At 62.9% G+C, this 19,065-nt stretch carries 7 protein-coding genes; 4 read left to right on the top strand and 3 right to left on the bottom strand.

Annotated elements, in window-relative coordinates; translation table 11 throughout:
- From KBY02_RS20580 to KBY02_RS20570, 3 genes are all read right to left on the bottom strand, one after another.
- Positions 1 to 11,013: an amino acid adenylation domain-containing protein gene (locus KBY02_RS20580; protein ID WP_412548792.1), complete on the bottom strand. Its 11,013-nt coding sequence runs from the start codon at positions 11,011 to 11,013 to the stop codon at positions 1 to 3.
- A gap of 113 nt (positions 11,014 to 11,126) precedes the next feature.
- Positions 11,127 to 14,537 (bottom strand): non-ribosomal peptide synthetase, encoded by a 3,411-nt coding sequence (locus tag KBY02_RS20575; protein ID WP_225650722.1) that lies wholly within the window; start codon positions 14,535 to 14,537, stop codon positions 11,127 to 11,129.
- 563 nt (positions 14,538 to 15,100) lie between these two features.
- On the bottom strand, positions 15,101 to 16,078 hold the full coding sequence (locus tag KBY02_RS20570; RefSeq protein ID WP_011267343.1) for a TauD/TfdA family dioxygenase: 978 nt from the start codon (positions 16,076 to 16,078) through the stop codon (positions 15,101 to 15,103).
- Between the two features lie 296 nt (positions 16,079 to 16,374).
- On the opposite strand from KBY02_RS20570, the gene KBY02_RS20565 reads away from it, so the two are divergent.
- The 4 genes from KBY02_RS20565 to KBY02_RS20550 are packed head-to-tail and all read left to right on the top strand — an operon-like array spanning position 16,375 to position 19,032.
- Positions 16,375 to 17,598: a PepSY-associated TM helix domain-containing protein gene (locus tag KBY02_RS20565; protein WP_103753977.1), complete on the top strand. Its 1,224-nt coding sequence runs from the start codon at positions 16,375 to 16,377 to the stop codon at positions 17,596 to 17,598.
- On the top strand, positions 17,595 to 18,140 hold the full coding sequence (locus KBY02_RS20560; RefSeq protein WP_003406929.1) for a hypothetical protein: 546 nt from the start codon (positions 17,595 to 17,597) through the stop codon (positions 18,138 to 18,140). Before KBY02_RS20565 ends, KBY02_RS20560 begins: the two co-directional genes overlap by 4 nt.
- Positions 18,137 to 18,469, top strand: coding sequence for a hypothetical protein (locus KBY02_RS20555; RefSeq protein WP_003406932.1), 333 nt, complete (start codon positions 18,137 to 18,139; stop codon positions 18,467 to 18,469). The genes KBY02_RS20560 and KBY02_RS20555 overlap by 4 nt, the downstream gene beginning before the upstream one ends.
- The gene (locus KBY02_RS20550; protein ID WP_024650818.1) at positions 18,466 to 19,032 is read left to right on the top strand and encodes a DUF6162 family protein; all 567 of its coding nucleotides are present in this window, start codon (positions 18,466 to 18,468) and stop codon (positions 19,030 to 19,032) included. The genes KBY02_RS20555 and KBY02_RS20550 overlap by 4 nt, the downstream gene beginning before the upstream one ends.
- The last annotated feature ends 33 nt before the right edge of the window (positions 19,033 to 19,065 follow it).

Raw genomic sequence — 19,065 nt, 5'->3', positions numbered from 1 at the left:
TCAGATACCCGCCATTTCATTCATCATTTTTTCAATATCGGACAAGCCGTCCTCGGTCAGCGACAGGCCACTGTCGGCGAAGGCCTGAATAAATTCGTTCAATTGCGGTTTCTCGAAGATCAGGCGCAGCGGAATGTCGATTCCCAGGCCGCTGTGGATTCTGGAAATCAGCTGCGTCGCCAGCAGCGAGTGGCCACCGAGCTCGAAGAAATCGTCGCTCAGGCCGACACGCTCGACTTTCAGCACATCGGCCCAGATCGCCGCTATCTGCTGCTCCTGCTCGGTACACGGAGCGACGTACTGGCGCTGCAACTGGCTGGCGTCCGGTTTCGGCAGTGCCTTGCGGTCGAGCTTGCCGTTGGCGCTCAGCGGCATCCTGTCGAGGAGGATGAAGTGCGTGGGCACCATGTAATCCGGCAGCGATTCCTTGAGGAAGGCTTTGAGCGCATCACGCAACTGATCGTCATGGTGCTCGACCACCAGATACGCCGCCAGCTGCTTGCCGGACGAGCCGTCAACGTCGATCACCACCGCCTCATGAACGCTGTCGTGCTCCAGCAGGCTGGCTTCGATTTCGCCCAGTTCGATGCGCAAGCCGCGAATCTTCACCTGGTGGTCGATACGCCCTACGTAGTCGATGACGCCCGCGTCGCGATAACGCGCCAGATCGCCGGTGCGGTACAGCCTGCCGCCGCCCTGCTCGTCGAACGGGTCCGGCACGAAACGCTCAGCCGTCAGTGCGGCACGGTTGTGATAACCGCGTGCCAGACCGACGCCACCCAGATACAACTCCGCCGCCACGCCCTGTGCGGCAGGCAGCAGGCCGTCGTCGAGGATGTGGGTTTTCAGGTTGTCGATTGGCCGCCCGATCGGCACGCGGAGGATGTCATCCGTGCTGCACGTCCAATGGGTCACGTCGATGGCCGCTTCGGTGGGGCCATACAGGTTGTACAGACCGGCCAGCGGCAGACGCTTGAGCACCTGGGTGGCCAGCTCTGCAGGCAGTGCTTCACCGCTGCATACGACCCGACGCAGCGTGTTACAGCTTTCCACCTGCGGATGAGTCATGAACGCCTGCAGCATCGACGGCACGAAATGCAAAGTCGTGACCTGATGCTCACGGATGGTCTGCACCAGCCGCTCGGGGTCGCGATGATCACCCGGCAGCGCCACGGCCAGGCGTGCGCCGGTCATCAGCGGCCAGAAGAATTCCCAGACCGACACGTCGAAACTGAACGGCGTTTTCTGCAAAACGGTGTCGGATTCGTTCAGCCCGTAGGCCTTCTGCATCCAGTGCAAGCGGTTGACCAAAGCACGATGGCTGTTACCCGCGCCCTTGGGTTTGCCGGTCGAACCCGAGGTGTAAATCACGTAAGCCAGATTCAGTGGATGGCTGAAGCTGACTGGATTTGCAATGCTGTAACTCTCCAGCCAGTCGCCGTCCTGATCCAAGCACAGGCTCTGCACCTGGGGCGGAACCGGCAAACGTTCCAATAATGCCGTCTGGGTCAGCAGCAAGCCAATCCCGCTGTCCTGCATCATGTAAGCCAGCCGATCTTCGGGATAATCCGGGTCCAGCGGTACATAAGCGCCACCCGCTTTAATGATCGCCAGCAGACCGATGACCAGTTGCAGACTGCGCTCGACGCAGATACCCACCAATACGTCCGGGCCGACGCCCGACTCACGCAGGCGATGCGCAAGCTGATTGGCGCGGGCGTTGAGGTGTGCGTAGCTCAGTTGCTCGGCGGCGAAAATCAGCGCCGGCGCCTCCGGCGTGGCGCGCACCTGAGCTTCGATCAGGCTGTGCAGGCAGTCCTCGCTGGGGAAGTCTGCGACTGTGGTGTTCCAGCCGTGGAGAATCTGCTGCCGTTCAGCCCTGTCGAGCATCGGCACTTCGGCGATCCGCTGTGCGGCATTGGCGCAGATGGCCTGCAACAAGGCCAGCCAGTGCCCGGCCATGCGCTCGATGGTGCGCGGGTCGAACAACGCTGTCGCGTAGGTCAGGCCAGCGCTCAGGCCACCGTCATGTTCAGCCGTGTTCAGGGTCAGGTCGAACTGTGCCGGGTAACTGTCCGGCAGCAGTGCCTCGACCTGCAGACCGGGCAGCGCGCGGACATCGGCGCTGGCCTGGCTCTGGTGATTGAACATCACCTGAAACAGCGGGCTGTGGCTGAGGCTGCGTTGGGGCTGCAGGGCTTCGACCAGTTGCTCGAAGGGCAGCTCCTGATGCGCCTGGGCTTGCAGGGCGGTGTGTTTGACCTGCTGCAGCAACTCGTTGAACGTCGTGTGCACGTCAAACTCGGCACGCAGCACCTGCGTGTTGACGAAGAAGCCGATCAGGCCTTCGGTTTCAGCGCGGTTGCGGTTGGCAATCGGCACGCCGACACGAATGTCCGACTGACCGCTATGACGGTGCAGCAGGCTCTGGAATGACGCCAGCAACAGCATGAACAGGGTCACGCCCTGTTGCCGCGCGACCTGCTTCAAGCCATCGATCAGCGCGGGTTCCAGTTCTACCGCCAGCCGCGCACCGGCATGGCTTTGCACCACTGGCCGCGGGTAATCGGCGGGCAGTTCCAGAATCGGCTGCTGATCGCCCAGTTGCTGCTTCCAGTAATCCAGCTGCCGGGCCTGCTCGCCGGCCTCCATCCAGGTCCGCTGCCACAGCGCGTAGTCCGCGTATTGCAGGTCCAGCGCGGTCAAGCTCACCTCACGGCCCTGACTGTAGCCCTCGTAAAGGCGCACCAGTTCATCGACCATGATCGGCATCGACCAACCATCGGAGACAATGTGATGCTGGGTCAGAATCAGCACATGCTCGTCGGTGTTCAGGTTCAGCAAACGGACTCGCAACAGCGGCCCTTGCTCCAGATCGAACGGGCGCTGCATTTCCTGCTGCACGCAGGCTTCAAGGGTCTGGTCGCTGGGCACCGACTCGACCGGCAGGGTCAAGGCGCGTGGCGCATGAATGACCTGTACGGCATGCTCGCCCTGCTGGCGGAAGGTCGTGCGCAGGGTTTCATGACGTGCGATCAGCGCGCTGAAACTGTGCTCCAGTGCCGCGATGTCCAGCGAACCGCGCAGGCGCAGGGCTGCGGGAATAATGTACGCCGTGTTCTCCGGGTCAAGCTGCCAGAGGAACCACTGCCGCTGCTGCGCGTAGGACAGACCCAGCGGCTGCTTGCGGTCGGCCTTGATGAAGCGCGGCGCACCGTTGCCCTGCCCCGCACCCGCTGCCAGCGCGAAGGCCGCCAGATCACGCGCTTCGAACAGGTCGCGTAACGACAGCTCGACATCCAGCTGCTGACGAATGCGCGAAATCACCTGAGTGGCCAGCAGCGAATGCCCGCCCAGCTCGAAAAAGTTGTCGCTGCGCCCGACCCGCTCGAGTTTCAACACATCGGCCCAGATCGCGGCCAGTTGCTGCTCCAGCTCGCCTTGCGGGGCGCTGTAGGTGGCCTGTAACTGACTGGCGTCCGGCGCAGGCAGCGCCTTGCGGTCCAGCTTGCCGTTGGCAGTCAGCGGCATGCTGTCGAGGACGATGAAATGGGTGGGCACCATGTAATCCGGCAGGTGCGCCCTGAGTTGGTTTTTAAGCATTTCACGCAGGGTTGGCTGGTCCTGATCAGGCTCAGCAGGCACCAGGTACGCCGCCAACTGCCCGTCCAGCGCCAGCACGCTGACTTCGCGCACCGCCGGGTGCGCTTGCAGCCGCGCTTCGATTTCGCCCAGTTCGATGCGGAAGCCACGAATCTTCACCTGGTGGTCGATGCGCCCGGCGTATTCGATGGTTCCGGCAGCGCGATAACGCGCCAGGTCGCCGGTGCGGTACAGACGGCCGCCCTCGTTGGAGAACGGGTCCGGCACGAAGCGTTCGGCAGTCAGCGCGGCGCGGTTGTGGTAACCCCGCGCCAGACCGGCATGGCCGATGTGCAGCTCGCCGCTGCAACCTTGGGCGACCGGGTTGAAATCGGCGTCCAGCACGTACCAGGACAGGTCGGGAATCGCCTCGCCAATCGGGCTGGCCGGGTTCTGCGTGTCGGCCTCGGCTATTGGTCTGTAGGTGACATGCACGGTGGTTTCGGTAATGCCGTACATGTTGACCAGTTGCGGCGTCTGATCGCCGAAGCGTTCGAACCAAGGCTTCAGGCTGGCGACGTCCAGCGCCTCACCACCGAAGATGACTGTCTGCAGCGACATCGACATCGGCGAATCGCAGGCCACGCGCATCAGTTGCTTGAACGCCGAAGGTGTCTGGTTGAGCACCGTAACCTGCTGCTCGACCAGCAGCGCATGAAACTCTTCCGGCGAGCGGCTCACTTCACGGGGCACGATGACCAGTCGACCGCCATGCAGCAGCGCGCCGAAAATCTCCCACACCGAGAAGTCGAAGGCGAAGGAATGGAACAGCGTCCACACGTCCTTTTCGCTGAATTTGAACCAGTCGTCCGTCGCGGCAAACAGGCGCATCAGGTTGTGATGGGCGAGCAAGGTGCCTTTTGGTTTGCCAGTCGAGCCCGAGGTGTAGATCACGTAGGCCAGGTTGTCCGGCGCGGTCTGATTGAGCGGGTTTTCCGTGCTGTAACCGTCCAGTTCGTCAGCTAGATCGAGCGTCTGCACCTGTTCGGGGATCGGCAGTTTGCCAAGCAGCGGCGCTTGGGTCAGCAACAGTTCGATACCACTGTCGTGCATCAGAAAGCTCAGGCGATCCTGCGGGTAATCCGGGTCCAGCGGCATGTAAGCACCACCGGCCTTGAGGATGGCCAGCAGGCCGACAATCATCTCCAGACCGCGCTCGGCGGCCAGCCCGACGCGCACATCCGGGCCGACGCCCTGCTCGCGCAGTTTGTGCGCAAGCTGGTTGGCGCGCTGGTTGAGCTGCCGGTAACTCAGTTGCTGATCGCCAAAACTCAGGGCGATGGCCTGCGGGTTACGCTCGACCTGGGCTTCGATGCGTTGATGCGCGCAGTGCTCGCTCGGGTAGCGCTGCACGCTTTGCGTCCAGGCGGTCGGCAATGCCAGTTCGCCGAGTGGCGTGGTTGCCGATGCGCAGAGGCTCTGCAGCAGGTGATCGAAATGCGCCGCCAGTTGCAGAATGCCTTCGGCGCTGAAGTGCTGGCGGTCGTAGCTGAAACGCACCGACAGCACCTCAGTGGCCTCGACCACCAGGGTCAGCGGGTAATGCGCCTGCTCCTGATTGCGCAGGTCGCTGAAGACCAGACCGTCCGGCGCGCGCTGAAGGGCTTCGGACACCGGGTAGTTTTCGAACACCAGAATGTTGTCGAACAACGCCTCGCCACTGTTGCGCGCCCAGCGCTGGATGTCATACAGCGGCGTGTGCTCATGCTCGCGCAGCGCAAGGTTCTTCGCCTGCACTTGCTGCACCCAGTCGGCCACCGTCTGCTCGGCTCGCGGGCTGGCGATGACCGGCAAGGTGTTGATGAACAGCCCCAGTTGTTCTTCGACACCCGGCAACTCGGCCGGACGCCCGGCCACGGTCGCGCCAAAGGTCACACTGGACTGGCCGGTGTAGCGTTGCAGCAACAACAGCCAGGCCGATTGCAGCAGCGTATTGAGGGTGACGCGCTGCTCGCGGGCAAACGCGTTCAGGCGTCGGGTGCCATCGGCATCGATCAACTGGATGTAATCGCCGTAGCCCCCTCCCTGCGCCGAAGACTTGAACGCTTGCAGCAAACGGGTCGGCTCGTCCAGTTCCGCCAGCTGCGCAGTCCAGAAACGCTCGCTGAGGGCGGCGTCCTGATGCTGCAGCCACTGAATGTAATCACGATAGCGGCCTGCCTGTTTCGCTGGCATCTGGCCGCTGTAGCGTTGCAGCACTTCACCGAGCAGGCGCGAGCTGCTCCAGCCATCCATGAGGATGTGGTGGCTGGTATACACCAGATGCCACGCGTCGGCGGCGGTACGCAACACGGCCAGGCGCAACAATGGCCCTTGCGCCAGATCAAAACCCTGCTGACGGTCGGCCTGCGCCCAGTCGTCCAGCCAGCTTTCCGGCTGGCCGCGCGCATCCAGTTCGACAAAGGGCAACGTCACCTGGCGCTGCACCACTTGCAGCGACTGTTCGCGCTGACTGACAAAACAGCTGCGCAGCACGTCGTGATGGTCTACCGCGGCCTGCCATGCGCTGCGGAAACGCGGCACATCCAGCCCACCAATGTTCACCCGCAACTGGTTGATGTAGTTGCCCGCGCCCTCATCGAACAGCGAATGAAACAGCATGCCCTGCTGCATCGGCGACAGCGGGTAGATATCCTCGATCTGGCCCGCCGCAATCGGCAGACCGTCAAGCTGCGCCTGGGTGAGGCGCACCAGCGGGAAGTCCGACGGCGTGACGCCTTGATGCCCGGCCGTGCAATGTTCGATCAGGGTGGTCAGCGCCTGCTCGTAGCGACGCGCCAGGGTGTCGATGGTCGAGGCGTGATACACCTCGCGGCTGAAGCTCCAGTCCAGTTGCAACTGGCCGTCGAACACCTGGCCGTTGAGGCTCAGCCAGTTGCCCAGCGGCCCGTCCTCGCACAGCGCAGTGCCTGTACTGTCGGCACTCGGTACGAACAGCGCGCCTTGATGTTCGTTGAAGCTGCCGTCGAACTGGCCCAGGTAATTGAACGTGACCCGCGCCTGCGGCAAGGCGGCCAATTGCTGCGCGAAAGACGCCTCGCCCATATAGCGCAACACGCCGTAACCAATGCCCTTGTCGGGCACTGCACGCAATTGCTCCTTGATGCCAGACAGGCTTGCACCCGGCGCGATCTGCGGCGTGAGGCGCACTGGAAACAGGCTACTGAACCAGCCGACGGTGCGGCTCAGATCAGTTTCGTCGAACAGGTCTTCACGGCCATGCCCTTCCAGCTGGATCAGCACCGAGGGCTGCTGGCTCCATTCGCAGAGGACCTGGGCCAGCGCCGTCAGCAGCAGGTCGTTGACGTGCGTGCGGTACGCAACAGGCGCGACTTTCAGCAGCTTGTGGGTCAGGTCCCTGCTCAGCCATGACGACGCATGGGCCGCGTCGCGATTGCGCATCGTGCCTTCGGGCTTGTCGCGAGGCAGCGGCTGGTCCGCGCCCTGCAAGGCCTGCAGCCAGTAATAGCGCTCGGCCTTCAGCGTCTGGCCGGTCGCGTACTGTTGCAATTGCTCGGCCCAACGCTGGAGCGACGTGGTTTTTGCCGCGAGTGCTACCGGCTGGCCTTGCGCCAGGGCGAGGTACGCCTGTTGCAGGTCTTCCAGCAACACCCGCCATGACACGCCGTCCACCAGCAGATGATGAATCACCAGCAACAGGCGCTGTTCGCCTTGCGGCAGGTGGATCAGCACGGCACGCAATAGCGGTCCGTTTTTCAGATCCAGGCTGCGTTGCGCCTCAGCGGCCAGCTCAGGCAAGCGCTCGATGCTGTCCAGCTCATGGGCCCAGAGCAGCTCGCGAGTGTTCGGCGCGCCGAAGGTGGCCTGCCATTGGCCGCTCTGCCGGGTGAAACCCAGACGCAACGCATCGTGCTGTTCGACCAACGCAGTCAATGCAGCCTGAAGATGAGAGGCCTCCAGCGTTTGCAAAGGCTTGAGCATCAGCGCCTGATTCCAGTGCTGACGCTGGGGGATGTCCAGTTCGAAGAAGCGTGCCTGAATCGGCAGCAACGGCAACGAACCGCTGATCTGCTCTGCCACGGCGGCGGGCTTTTTCTGAATCAGTTTTGCCACCGAAGCCAGTTGGCCGATGGTCTGTTTTTCGAACAATTGCTTGGGGCTGAGCTTGATGCCCTGGCGCTTGGCGCGGGCGATGATCTGCAGACTGAGGATCGAATCGCCGCCCAGTTCGAAGAAGTTGTCGGTGCTGCCGACCTGTTCCAGTTTCAGCACGTCCGCCCACACGGCGGCGAGCTTTTCCTCGACCTCGCCGACCGGCGCGGTATAGCGCTGTTTGACCACCCCGGGCCTGGGCAAGGCGCGCTTGTCGAGTTTGCCGTTGGCGGTCAGCGGCAGACTGTCCAGCAGCATGATCTGCGCGGGCACCATATAGTCCGGCAAGCGCGCAGTCAGTTGCTCGCGCAGGCTGTCGACACTCAGGTCCGCACCGCCTGCCGCGACGCAATAGGCCACCAGTTGCAGGCGGGCCTGATCGTCATCAATGGGCAGCGCCAGTACGCTGACCTGCGCCACCGAAGCCAGGCCCAGCAACACCCGCGCGACCTCTGCCGGCTCGACACGATAACCGCGCACTTTGACCTGATCGTCGGCCCGGCCGATGAATTCCAGCAGGCCCTGATGATTGCGGCGCATTCGGTCGCCGCTGCGATAGACGCGCGTGCCGTCCTGCGCGAACGGGTCCGGCACGAAGCGCTCGGCGGTCAGCGCAGGCTGGCCGATATAGCCCAGCGCCACGCTGTCACCGCCGATGTACAGCTCGCCGGCGACCTGAGTGCCGACCGGGTTCAGCACGTCATCCAGCACGTAGGCGCTGGCCCCTGGCAACGGCGTGCCGACCGGCACGCTGCGCAGAGGGTCGCCAGAGTGTGCAGTGCTCTGTGGGAAACATGGGAGCTGTGGGAGCGAGCTGGGCGACGCTTCGCTTGCTCGCGAAGAGGTTTGTACATTCTTGCGAGATGGGAAAGCCGGACTATCGCTTTCGCGAGCAAGCTCGCTCCCACAGGGATTCGAGTCCGCTTTCAATTTTTGATCAAGGCATGATGAAGCTGGCACCTCATAAGTCAGCACACCAACAGTGGTTTCGCTCGGCCCGTAGTGGTTGATCACCCGGCAACCCGGCTTGAGCTGACGCAACTGCTCGACCAGCGCCGGCGAGCAGGCTTCGCCGCCGACGATCAGTGCATGTTGCGGCAGTACGTCGGCTGGCTGGCCGGCCTGCAACAGCGCGGCCAGATGACCGGGGACGATTTTCAGCACGCCCACCTGATGCTCGGCCATGTAGGCCGCGAAGGCATCCGGGTCGAAACCCAACGCCTCGGTCAGCACGTGCAGCGTGCGCCCCGAACACAGCGCGCCGAACAGCACGGTATGGCCGAGGTCGGCGGCGATGGTCGAGACCAGCGCCATGCTTGCCTCTGGCGCCAAATGCAGTTGTTCCAGCAAGCCGCGCAGGTAACTGGCCAGCGCACCCTGGCTGACCAGTACGCCCTTGGGCTGCCCGGTCGAGCCGGAGGTATGAATCACGTAGGCCGCCGAATCGGCTGAAGGCCGGGTATCAGGGCGACTGACAGGCAGGTCCTGCCACAGCGCAGGCGTCCAGGTCAGGCCCTGACAACCGGCGACACCCAATGACGTCTGCCGCACATCACCCTCGGCACACAGCAGCACCCTCGCCTGCGCATTGATCAGCATCTGTTGCAATCGCGCATCCGGGGCTTTGACATCCAGCGGCATGTACACGCCGCCGGCCTTGAAAATCGCCAGCACGGCGGTCAGCCAGTCCAGCGAACGCTCCATCAATACCGCGACCGGCTGGCCCTCGCTGATGCCCATGCGGATCAGGTGATGAGCCAGCTGATTGGCGGCCTGCTCCAGTTGCAGCGTGGTCAGCGTGCGCTCCAGGCAGCGGGCTGCCTGGGCATGAGGTTGCAGTTCGACCTGCCGATCCCACAGTTGCAGCATGTGCGGCGCGGGTTCACGAGCTTCGCGCCTCGGCTCGACCGTCAGTGCTCCCAGGCTGAACAGCGGTGCCTGCGGCGCGTCGAGCAGGGTTTCGAACAGTGCGAGCAGTTCCGGGATGAAACCTTCGACGGTGGTGCGTCGATACAGGTCGCTGGCGTAGGCCATGTCGCCGTGGATCAGTGTGCCGTCGTCAGTGATGTCCAGCGCCAGGTCGAAATGCGCGCCCTGTTTGTCGAAGGCATATTCGCTGACCTCCAGCCCGGCCAGCCTGAGCGCGGTTTTCTGCTTGAGGACCACGTTCTGGTTGAACTTGGCTTGGAACAGCGGGTTGTGGCCCAGGCTGCGCTCGGGTGCCAGTTGATCGACCAGTTGTTCGAAGGGCACGTCCTGATGCGCCTGCGCACCGAACGAGGTGTCGCGAATCTGCGCCAACAAGTCAAGGTAGCTCAGGCGTTCGTCCACCTGGCAGCGCAAGACCTGAGTGTTGATGAAGAAGCCGATCAACCCTTCGGTTTCCGCGCGACCGCGGTTGGCATTCGGCACGCCGATGCGGATATCACGCTGCCCGGCCTTGCGCGACAGAAACAGCGAAAAGCCGGCCAGCACAAGCATGAACAGGGTCATGCCCTGTGTACGTGCAAAGGCGTTGAGCCGCCGCGACAGATCAACGCCGAAATCGAAGCGCAGGTGCTCGCCCTGATAGCTCTGCGTGGCCGGACGCGGGAAATCCGGCGCAGCGTCCAGCAACGGCTGCTCTTCGCCCAACTGGTTACGCCAGTAGTCCAGCTGACGTGCGCCCTCGCCTGCCTCCAGCCAGCTGCGCTGCCAGATCGCATAGTCGGCGTATTGCAGCGGCAGTTCCGGCAGTGCGGGCTCGCGACCTTCGCAGTACGCCTGATAGCAGTGCACGAACTCCTGAATCATCACGTCCATCGACCAGCCGTCGGAGACGATGTGGTGCATGCTCACGATCAGCACATGCTCATCGCCCGCCAGGCGGAACAGGTGCGCGCGCAGCAGCGGCCCGGTGCGCAGATCAAACGGCTGGCCGGTGACTGTGGCCACTTGCAGCGCCAGCTCGGCATCGCGCAGTTCGACATCGGCCAGACCGGCCAAATCAATGCTTTCCAATGCGACTGTCTGGTCGTGCAGCAGCACTTGCTGTGCCTGATCGCCATCGGTGTGAAACACCGTGCGCAGCACCTCGTGGCGTTCGATCAGATGATCGAATGCGCGGCGCAACGCAGGCTCATTCAACGTGCCGTGCAGACGCAGGCCGGTGGTCATCTTGTACGCGTCGCTCGAGGGACCCAGTTGCCAGAGGAACAGCAGGCGTTGCTGAGCGAAGGACAGCGGAATGGCGCTGACATCATGCCGACTGACCGGCACCGGCAACAGGCTGAAATCCTTGCCTTCCTGGCGCAACCGGGCGAGGAACTGCTGGCGTTGCTCCAGCGACAGGCCGACAAAACGTTTCGCGATGCGTGCAGCAGTGGTCCCGGTCATGCGCCGAATTCCTCCAGTGAATCCATGAACTGGTCCATGTCGCTCCAGTCGTTGTCCGTGCTGTTGTCGGTCAGCGCTGCCACTTCGACGGCGAGCTCACCGAGCAGCGGTTTTTCAAACAGGGTGCGCAGCGGCAGGCTGACGCCCAGCTGCGTCTTGATCCGGGCGATGACTTGTGCGGCGAGCAGCGAATGCCCGCCCAGTTCGAAGAAGTGATCGTCCAGGCCCACCTGGGGTGCGTGCAGGACGTCCTGCCAGATGGCCGCCAAGCAGATTTCCACCTCGCTGCGCGGCGCCCGATAACGCGCCTGCAACTGGCTTGCGTCGGGGGCCGGCAATGCCTTGCGGTCCAGCTTGCCGCTGGGCGTCAGGGGCAGCTCGGGCAACAGCAGCATGTGCGTCGGCACCATGTAATCCGGCAGGCTGGCTTGCAACTGGCTGCGGATACTCTGGCGCAGGGCCAACTGTTCGGCCTCTGTGGAGGCGGCAACGTCCGGCACCGCGTAGGCGACCAGCTGCGTGCTGCCCGCCAGTTCGACGGCCAGCACCACGGCCTCGCGCACGCCCTTGCATTGCTGCAGGCGCGATTCGATCTCGCCCAGTTCAAGGCGGAAACCGCGAATTTTCACTTGATGATCGACCCGGCCGATGTACTCGACAGCGCCATCGGCACGCAGTCGGGCGCGGTCGCCGCTGCGATACAGGCGCTCACCGCTGCCAAACGGATCGGCGACGAAACGTTCGGCACTCAGACCCGGCTGGGCGTGATAACCCCGCGCCAGGCCAGGACCACCGATGTACAACTCGCCCACCGCACCTTGCGGCAGCAGGTTCATTTGATCGTCGAGAACGTACAGGCGTCGTCCTGTCAGCGCCTGGCCAATCGGCACGCCGCGCCATGACACCTGCTGCGGGGTCAGCGTGCTGCAATCATGGATGCTCGACACCACGGTGGCTTCGGTCGGACCATAGGTATTGAGCAGCCGCACATGTCCCAGCCCGGCCTCGTGCCACAGGCGCAGACCTTCGACGGCCATGGCTTCGCCGCCGACATGCACCTGCCGTAGCGCGCCGTAATGCGCGGGCAGGCTGGCGGCGAAGTCCTGAACCAGCATCAGCCAATAGGCCGCGGGCAAGTCGGCGAGGGTCACGCCATGCTCGACGATGGCCTGATGGAAGGTGGCGCTGTCCCACAGGCGTTCGTCACGCAGCACAACGGCCGCACCGCGACACAACGGTGGGTAGAACTGCTCGACGAAGCCGTCGAAGCTGTGGGTGGCGAATTGCAGGACCCGGTCGCCTTCGTGCAGGTCACTGTAGTCAGCACCCAGGGTGACGAATTCGGCCAGCGCCGCATGACTGATCGCCACGCCTTTAGGCCGCCCGGTCGACCCCGAGGTGTAGATCACGTAGGCCAGACTGGCCGGATCGATCGGGCCGTCGAGGTTTTGCACGCTGGCGGTTTCGCTGTGCATCCGATCGATGCACAGGCATTGAATATCAGCCAGTTCAGGCAGCCCGGTCAGCTGATCGCTATGGGTCAGCAGCAGTTTCACGCCACTGTCCTCGACTACATGACGCAAGCGTTCGCTCGGCGCATTCAGGTCCAGTGGCAGATAGGCACCGCCCGCCTTGAGCACGGCGAGCAGCGCCACGGGCATGTCCAGCGAGCGGCCTAGCGCCACGCCGACCAGCACGTCCGCACCGACACCCCGCTCGCGCAGTTGCCAGGCCAGACGGTTACTGCGCTGGTTCAGTTCGGTGTAGCTCAGGCTCGGCGATTGACCTTCACGGGCGAGGATCAGCGCCAGTGCGTCCGGTGTGCGTTGTACTTGCGCTTCGAACTGGCGATGCGCGGGAGTTGTGATGTCGGCTTTGGTGGCGTTGTCGACATCCAGCAGTTGCGTGCGCTCGTCGGCCGAGAGCATCGACAGCTCGGCGATGGTCTGCAGCGGGTCGGCACAGACAGAGGCCAACAGGTTGCGCCAGTGCCCGGCCAGGCGAGCGATGGTCGACTCGTCAAAGATGTCGGTGGCGTAGGTGAAGGCGGCATGCAGTTGCTCGCCTTCACCGCTGGTGGCCAGCATCAGGTCGCTGGCGGCAGCGTGCGAGCGCTGCGCCAATGCCTGTTGCCCGGCAGGCAGATTGGCCACGCGCAGGCCGCCGCTCAACTGTTTGTCGAGCAGGTCGGCAACCACCGGCTGGTGATTGAACATCACCTGAAATAAAGGGTTATGGCTCTGACTGCGCTCCGGCTGCAGGGCGTCGATGATGGCGTCGAACGGTAGCTCCTGATGTGCCTGGGCACCGGTCGAGGCGTCGCGCACGATGCTCAACAGGTCGACGAAGCGGGTCTGCGCCGTCACTTCACTGCGCAGTACCTGAGTATTGATGAAGCAGCCGATCAGCCCTTCGGTTTCGCTGCGGGTGCGGTTGGCGATCAGGCCGCCGACACGAATATCGGTCTGCCCGCTGTAGCGATGCAGCAGGCTTTTGAAGGTCGCCAGCAGCACCACGAACAGGGTCACGCCCTGACGTTGCGCGAGGCTTTTCAGGTCGCGCAGCAGCTCGGGCTCCAGTGCCAGTTCCAGGCGCGCGCCATCGTGGCTGGGTAAGGCCGGATACGGACGGTCGGTGGGTAGCTCCAGCAGCGGATGCTCTTCGCCCAGGTGTCTGCGCCAGTAGTCCAGCTGACGCTCCTGCTCACCGGCTTCCAGCCAGCTGCGTTGCCAGACCGCATAATCGCGGTACTGCACGAGCAGCGGCTGAAAAGGCAGCGGTTTACCGGCCAGCAGTGCGTCGTAGCCGCGCAGCCATTCGTCGATCAGCACGTTCATCGACCAGCCATCGGTGATCATGTGGTGCAGGTTGAGCAGCAGCAGGTGCTCCTGTTCGGCCAGACGCAGCACCTGCACGGTGAACAGCGGCCCACGCTGCAGATCGAAGGTTTGTGCGCCCTGTTCGGCCATGGCCTGCCGCGCACTGGCCCAGCGCTGTTCGGGCGGCAAGGCGCTCAGATCGGTCAGGCGGATGCTCACTGGCGCTGGCGGCGCGACACGCTGAAACGCCCGGTCGCCCTCCTGGCCGAAAGTGGTGCGCAGGCTTTCATGTCGCTCGACCAGCGCACTGAAGGCCCGCTCCAGCAGCGGCAGCTCCAGCGGACCGTTCAGGCACACCGACATCGGCAGGTTGTAGGCCGCGCTGTGCGGGTCCAGTTGCCAGAGAAACCACATGCGTTGCTGGGCATAGGACAGGCCATCACGCTCGGCCAGACCGGCACAGGAAGGGATCGGGAACAGCGAGAAATCCATGTTCTCCTTGCGCATGCCGTCGAGGAACAGGCGGCGTTTTTCAAGGGGTAACTCGACAAAACGGCGGGCGAGTTTCTGGGCGTGTTCGGGGTTCATGGGTCGATCCTTGCTGAGTGGGGCTGACCGTCGGGCGGGGTCGTATCAACAAGAACGAATTGGCGAGGAAATATTTAGAAAGGTTTCTCGGGGGGGGGGGGTGAGGCTCTGCATTGCACCGCGCACTCAAGAGAGGACGCAGAGCGTCCAGAACTGCATGCCTACGCGGAGCGCAGGCACGATAATCAAAGCAGGACAACTATCGTTGCGCACGCTCAAGTGGACCGCCTGGTGGGAGCTTGCTCGCGAAGAGGCCAGTGCGCCCTCTGTGACTCTCGCCTCCACGTTCGGCGTGGGAATGTGACGCTCTGCGGTCAATAGCATCGCACTCGAAAAGCGCTTATGGGACAGTGGCTGGCAATGAATGACCATCGTCCCCACGCTCCGCGTGGGAATGCAGTTCGTGACGCTCTGCGTCACACGGCTGTTCTGTGATGTCAGGTGGATTGGGGTTCGACTCAGGTCACCTGTTCGCCCCTCGGCGACCTACTTTGATGGGGCCAAAGTAGGCAACCCCCCTCGCTCCTGTTTCCGGCCCGACTTCGTCGGGTTCCTTCGCCCTGTCACTGATCCGAATGCCCCTGTGCCATGGCGACCACCACTTTGCGTTTGCCGGTGAACGGTGCGCGGGAGTGGGCGGTGAGCATGTTGTCGAGCATCAGGACGTCGTTTTCCAGCCATGGGAAGCTGACGGTGCATTCGTCGAGCACGCCGCGGATTTCGTCCAGCAGGGTTTCTTCGAGTGGCGAGCCGTCGCCGTAGTAGACGTTGCGCGGCAGGTCTTCTTCGTCCACTACGTCGAGCAGGGTTTCGCGCACTTCCGGCTGCAGGTTGGAGATGTGGAACAGGTGCGCCTGGTTGAACCAGACGCTGTCGTGGGTCACCGGGTGGCGCGATACTGCCTGGCAAATCTGCCGGGTGCGCAGTTCGCCGTCGTCTTTCCATTCGCATTCGATGTTGTGCGCCCGGCAGTAGGCTTCGACCACGGACTCATCTTCGGTGTTGAACACCTGACTCCATTCCACATCGAGCCCGTTGCCGTAGTTACGCACGTACATCAGTTTCTTTTCGACAAAGCGTTCGCGAATGCGCGCCGGGATGCGTCGGTAGATTTCGCGGCTGTCAGCGATCGGTGTTTCGCCACCCGTCTGCGCCGCGATCATGCTGTAAAACCAGATCTTCATCGGCCATTCCAGCGTGTACGCTTGCTCGTTGTGCAGCGGGATGCTCTGGTGTGCCGGGTACTCGGTCGAGGTGTACACACCTTTGGTGACGTTGCTGCGCGGCGTAGAACCGAATTCGTAGTTGAGCAGCGGATCGCCGAAACCGGCGGCGAACTCGCGAAACGCTTCTGCACCGCCCACTTCGAAACCGCGAAACAGAATCCCACCGGCGCTGTACAGGTGCCCGGCGACCAGCGGCTTGAGTTCGCCCAGCGCTTCCATCAAGTCCAGACCGGGCTCGGGTGCCTGCACCAGCATCGGCAAGCTGCCCGCCCCTGCCAGCAATGGCCGGATATCCAAACTCAACGCATGACTCATGATGTCTCTCCCTTGATGGCAAAAGCGCCCGAGCCCCTGCGGCCTGGCGCAACACCAATGTCCAGATTGAACGTACTGCGTCGCTGAAAAATTAACCGTACCGCCCTATTCATGCAGCATGCGGAGGTGTTCGGCCGTCCTGAAACAATTTTTTGCATTTAAACGCAAAAAATTCCTATAGGAATTCAGTTCTCATTCGTCTTTGACTTAATGTGACGCTTTTATATCGCCCGCGCGTACAGACAGAGGGGACCGCCCTGCGGCCGCTCCACATCGTGAATCGAGATTGTTTATCCATGTCGAAGAAGTCCCGTTCAAAAATCTGGTTTCTCGTCCACAGCTGGCTGGCCCTGCCGATCTGGTTCTTCGTGCTGATCGTCTGTGTGACCGGCACGCTGGCCGTGGTCAGCAAGGAAATCATGTGGCTGGCCAACCCGGAGATGCGTGACAACCGTCCTTCCGACGATGCCCAGCGCCTGAACTTCGAACAGATTCGCGCCACCATCGAACGCAACCAACCGGACCTGATCGTCGGCACCATCATGCAGCCGGACGGCGACTACTTCGCCTTGAGCGTGTTCATCACTTACCCCGACGGGCGTTCGGTGCCGGCTTACGTCAACCCTTACACCGGGGTGATTCAGGGCATTACCCCGTCGTTCGACTTCCGCCGCTTCACCCGCGCGCTGCACGGCTGGTGGCTGGTGCCGTTTACCAACGGTTATTCGTGGGGCTGGTATCTGGTGTCGATTCTCGGCCTGCCGTTGCTGGCCTCACTGGTGACCGGGCTGGTGGTCTACAAGAAATTCTGGCGCGGCTTTTTCAAGCCCGTGCGTTTCAGCCAGGGCCCGCGGATTTTCTGGGGCGACCTGCATCGCCTCAGCGGCGTCTGGTCGATCTGGTTCATTGCGGTGATTTCCATTACCGGCACGTGGTTTCTGATCCAGGCGATTCTGGGCGACAACCAGATCAGTATTTCCAGCAAATCCCAGGTCGCGTCGATCATCCCGCACAGCGCCGTACCACTGACTGCCGACGGCAGACCCGCGCCGACCATCAGCCTGGAGCGCGCCGTGGAAATCGCCAGGGAGCGGATTCCGGGCCTGGAAGCCAGCTTCATCACGCCGCCGTTCAATGCCTACAGCAACCTGCAGGTGGGTGGGCGCAGCTGGTATCCATTGATGTTCCAGACTGCCGAAATCAACCCGTACAGCGGCGAGATTGCCGCCTCGCACCTGCTGTCGGACCGCAACAAACTGGAGTTCGTCACCGAGTCCATGCGTCCGCTGCACACCGGCGATTTCGGCGGCATCTGGATCAAGCTGATCTGGGCGTTCTTCGGTCTGCTGCTAAGCATGATGGTGCTCAGCGGCCTGTTGATCTGGAGCAAGCGTACTGCACTGGCGACGCTCAACGCCCTCAAGCGTGGAACCCGAGCCCGCCCGGCAACGGCCGCTGCAACCCCACGAAACACCTCGCCCTCGCCGCTGGCGACCCGCACCCCGGAGAACAGCCTGTGAGCAAGGCCGCCACTGTTGCACAACCTGCATCGTCATTGAGTCGTTTCTGGCACAAATGGCGCTTCCATATCAACGTGCTGCTGGTGCTGATCCCGCTGGGTTTCATGCCCAAGTACTTTTCCGATAACGCGCTGGATCGCGGTGATCAGGGCCTTGGCCAGCGCGAGATCGGCGAGATTCAGGTCGGCCCGTGGAGCCTGCGCCTGGCAGAAGACCGCAACGAAGCGCCGCGCCTTTCCGGCCCATCGGGCTACATGAAAAGTTTCAATGCGGCGCTGTGCAACGCCTGCATCGACCGGGTCAAGGCCACTTATCTGCGCATCGGCAAACCGCGCAGCCTGCGCACCGCCGGGGTGATTTTCTTCGGTGGCGGCTACCGCATGAGCGCCTTCATGCAGATTGCGCAAAACACCGATCCCGACGCCGAGCTGTGGATCACCATGGAAGGCTGGGACGGCGCCGTGCATCAGACCTCCATCCCCCTGCAACAGGCTTCGCCCAGCACCGTGGCGTGGCTGAAAAAACAAGGAGCCCAACCATGAGTGCCCGCCCTTCCCTGCGCTGGCTGACGGCCAGTGCCCTGTGCCTGCTTGGCCTGAGCAGCAACGCCCTGGCGCATAACCCGATGTGCGAATGCAAACAGATCGACACCGAGCAGATCCGCTGCACCGGCGGTTTTTCCGACGGCAGTGGTGCACCGGGTGTGACCCTGGACGTGATCGGCTACGACGAAACCATTCTGGTGCCCGGCAAGCTCGGCGAAGACTCGACCGTGACCTTCAAGCGCCCGGCTTCGGAGTTCTACGTGCTGTTCGACGCCGGACCCGGTCACGTGGTGGAAATCGATCAGGCGGATATCCAGGCCCCATGAGCGCACCGACCCGACATATCGTCCGTCCGGCAGGCGCCGGGCATGAAACCCTGTACGTCCTGTTGCTGTGCCTGCTGATCCTCGGCAGCGCTGCCGGCGTGATCAGCCTGCACCGTGATACTCAGGAAACGCACAGCGTCTCCAGCCATCAACTGGACGCACGACGCGACCTGAGCGCTGCGGAACAAGGCATTTACGCCGACCTGCGCGTGACCCTCGATGAAATCCGCCTGCTGGCCACCGAGCAGCAGACACCGATCACCCCAGAGCAACTGGGCGATGAAGGCTTTGCGCCGTTCGCCAAAGATGCCAGTTCGGTGAGCCGTGGCGATCATGCCTGGCAGATGATCGAGCGGTCCTATCTGGGGCTGAGCCGGACGCCGAGCGTGGCCGGTTCGTTTCTGATGCGTGTCGATTCCGGCGAGCAGCCGGACATCTGGATCAACCGCAACGCCTCGCCGGCGGCGGTCAGCGACCTCGGTGACCAGGCCCTGATCGATTCAGGCTGGAAACAGGTCGTCGCGCAATTCGATGCTGGCGTGACCCGTCAGCACCCGCACTGAAACTCCGCATTCCTTTGAAAGAAGACCGCTTGC

Origin of the sequence: Pseudomonas sp. P129, assembly GCF_020312195.1 — a bacterium.
Lineage (GTDB): Bacteria > Pseudomonadota > Gammaproteobacteria > Pseudomonadales > Pseudomonadaceae > Aquipseudomonas > Aquipseudomonas fragariae.
Note: the sequence above shows the minus strand (reverse complement) of the source record. Positions and strands in the feature narration are given on the sequence as shown.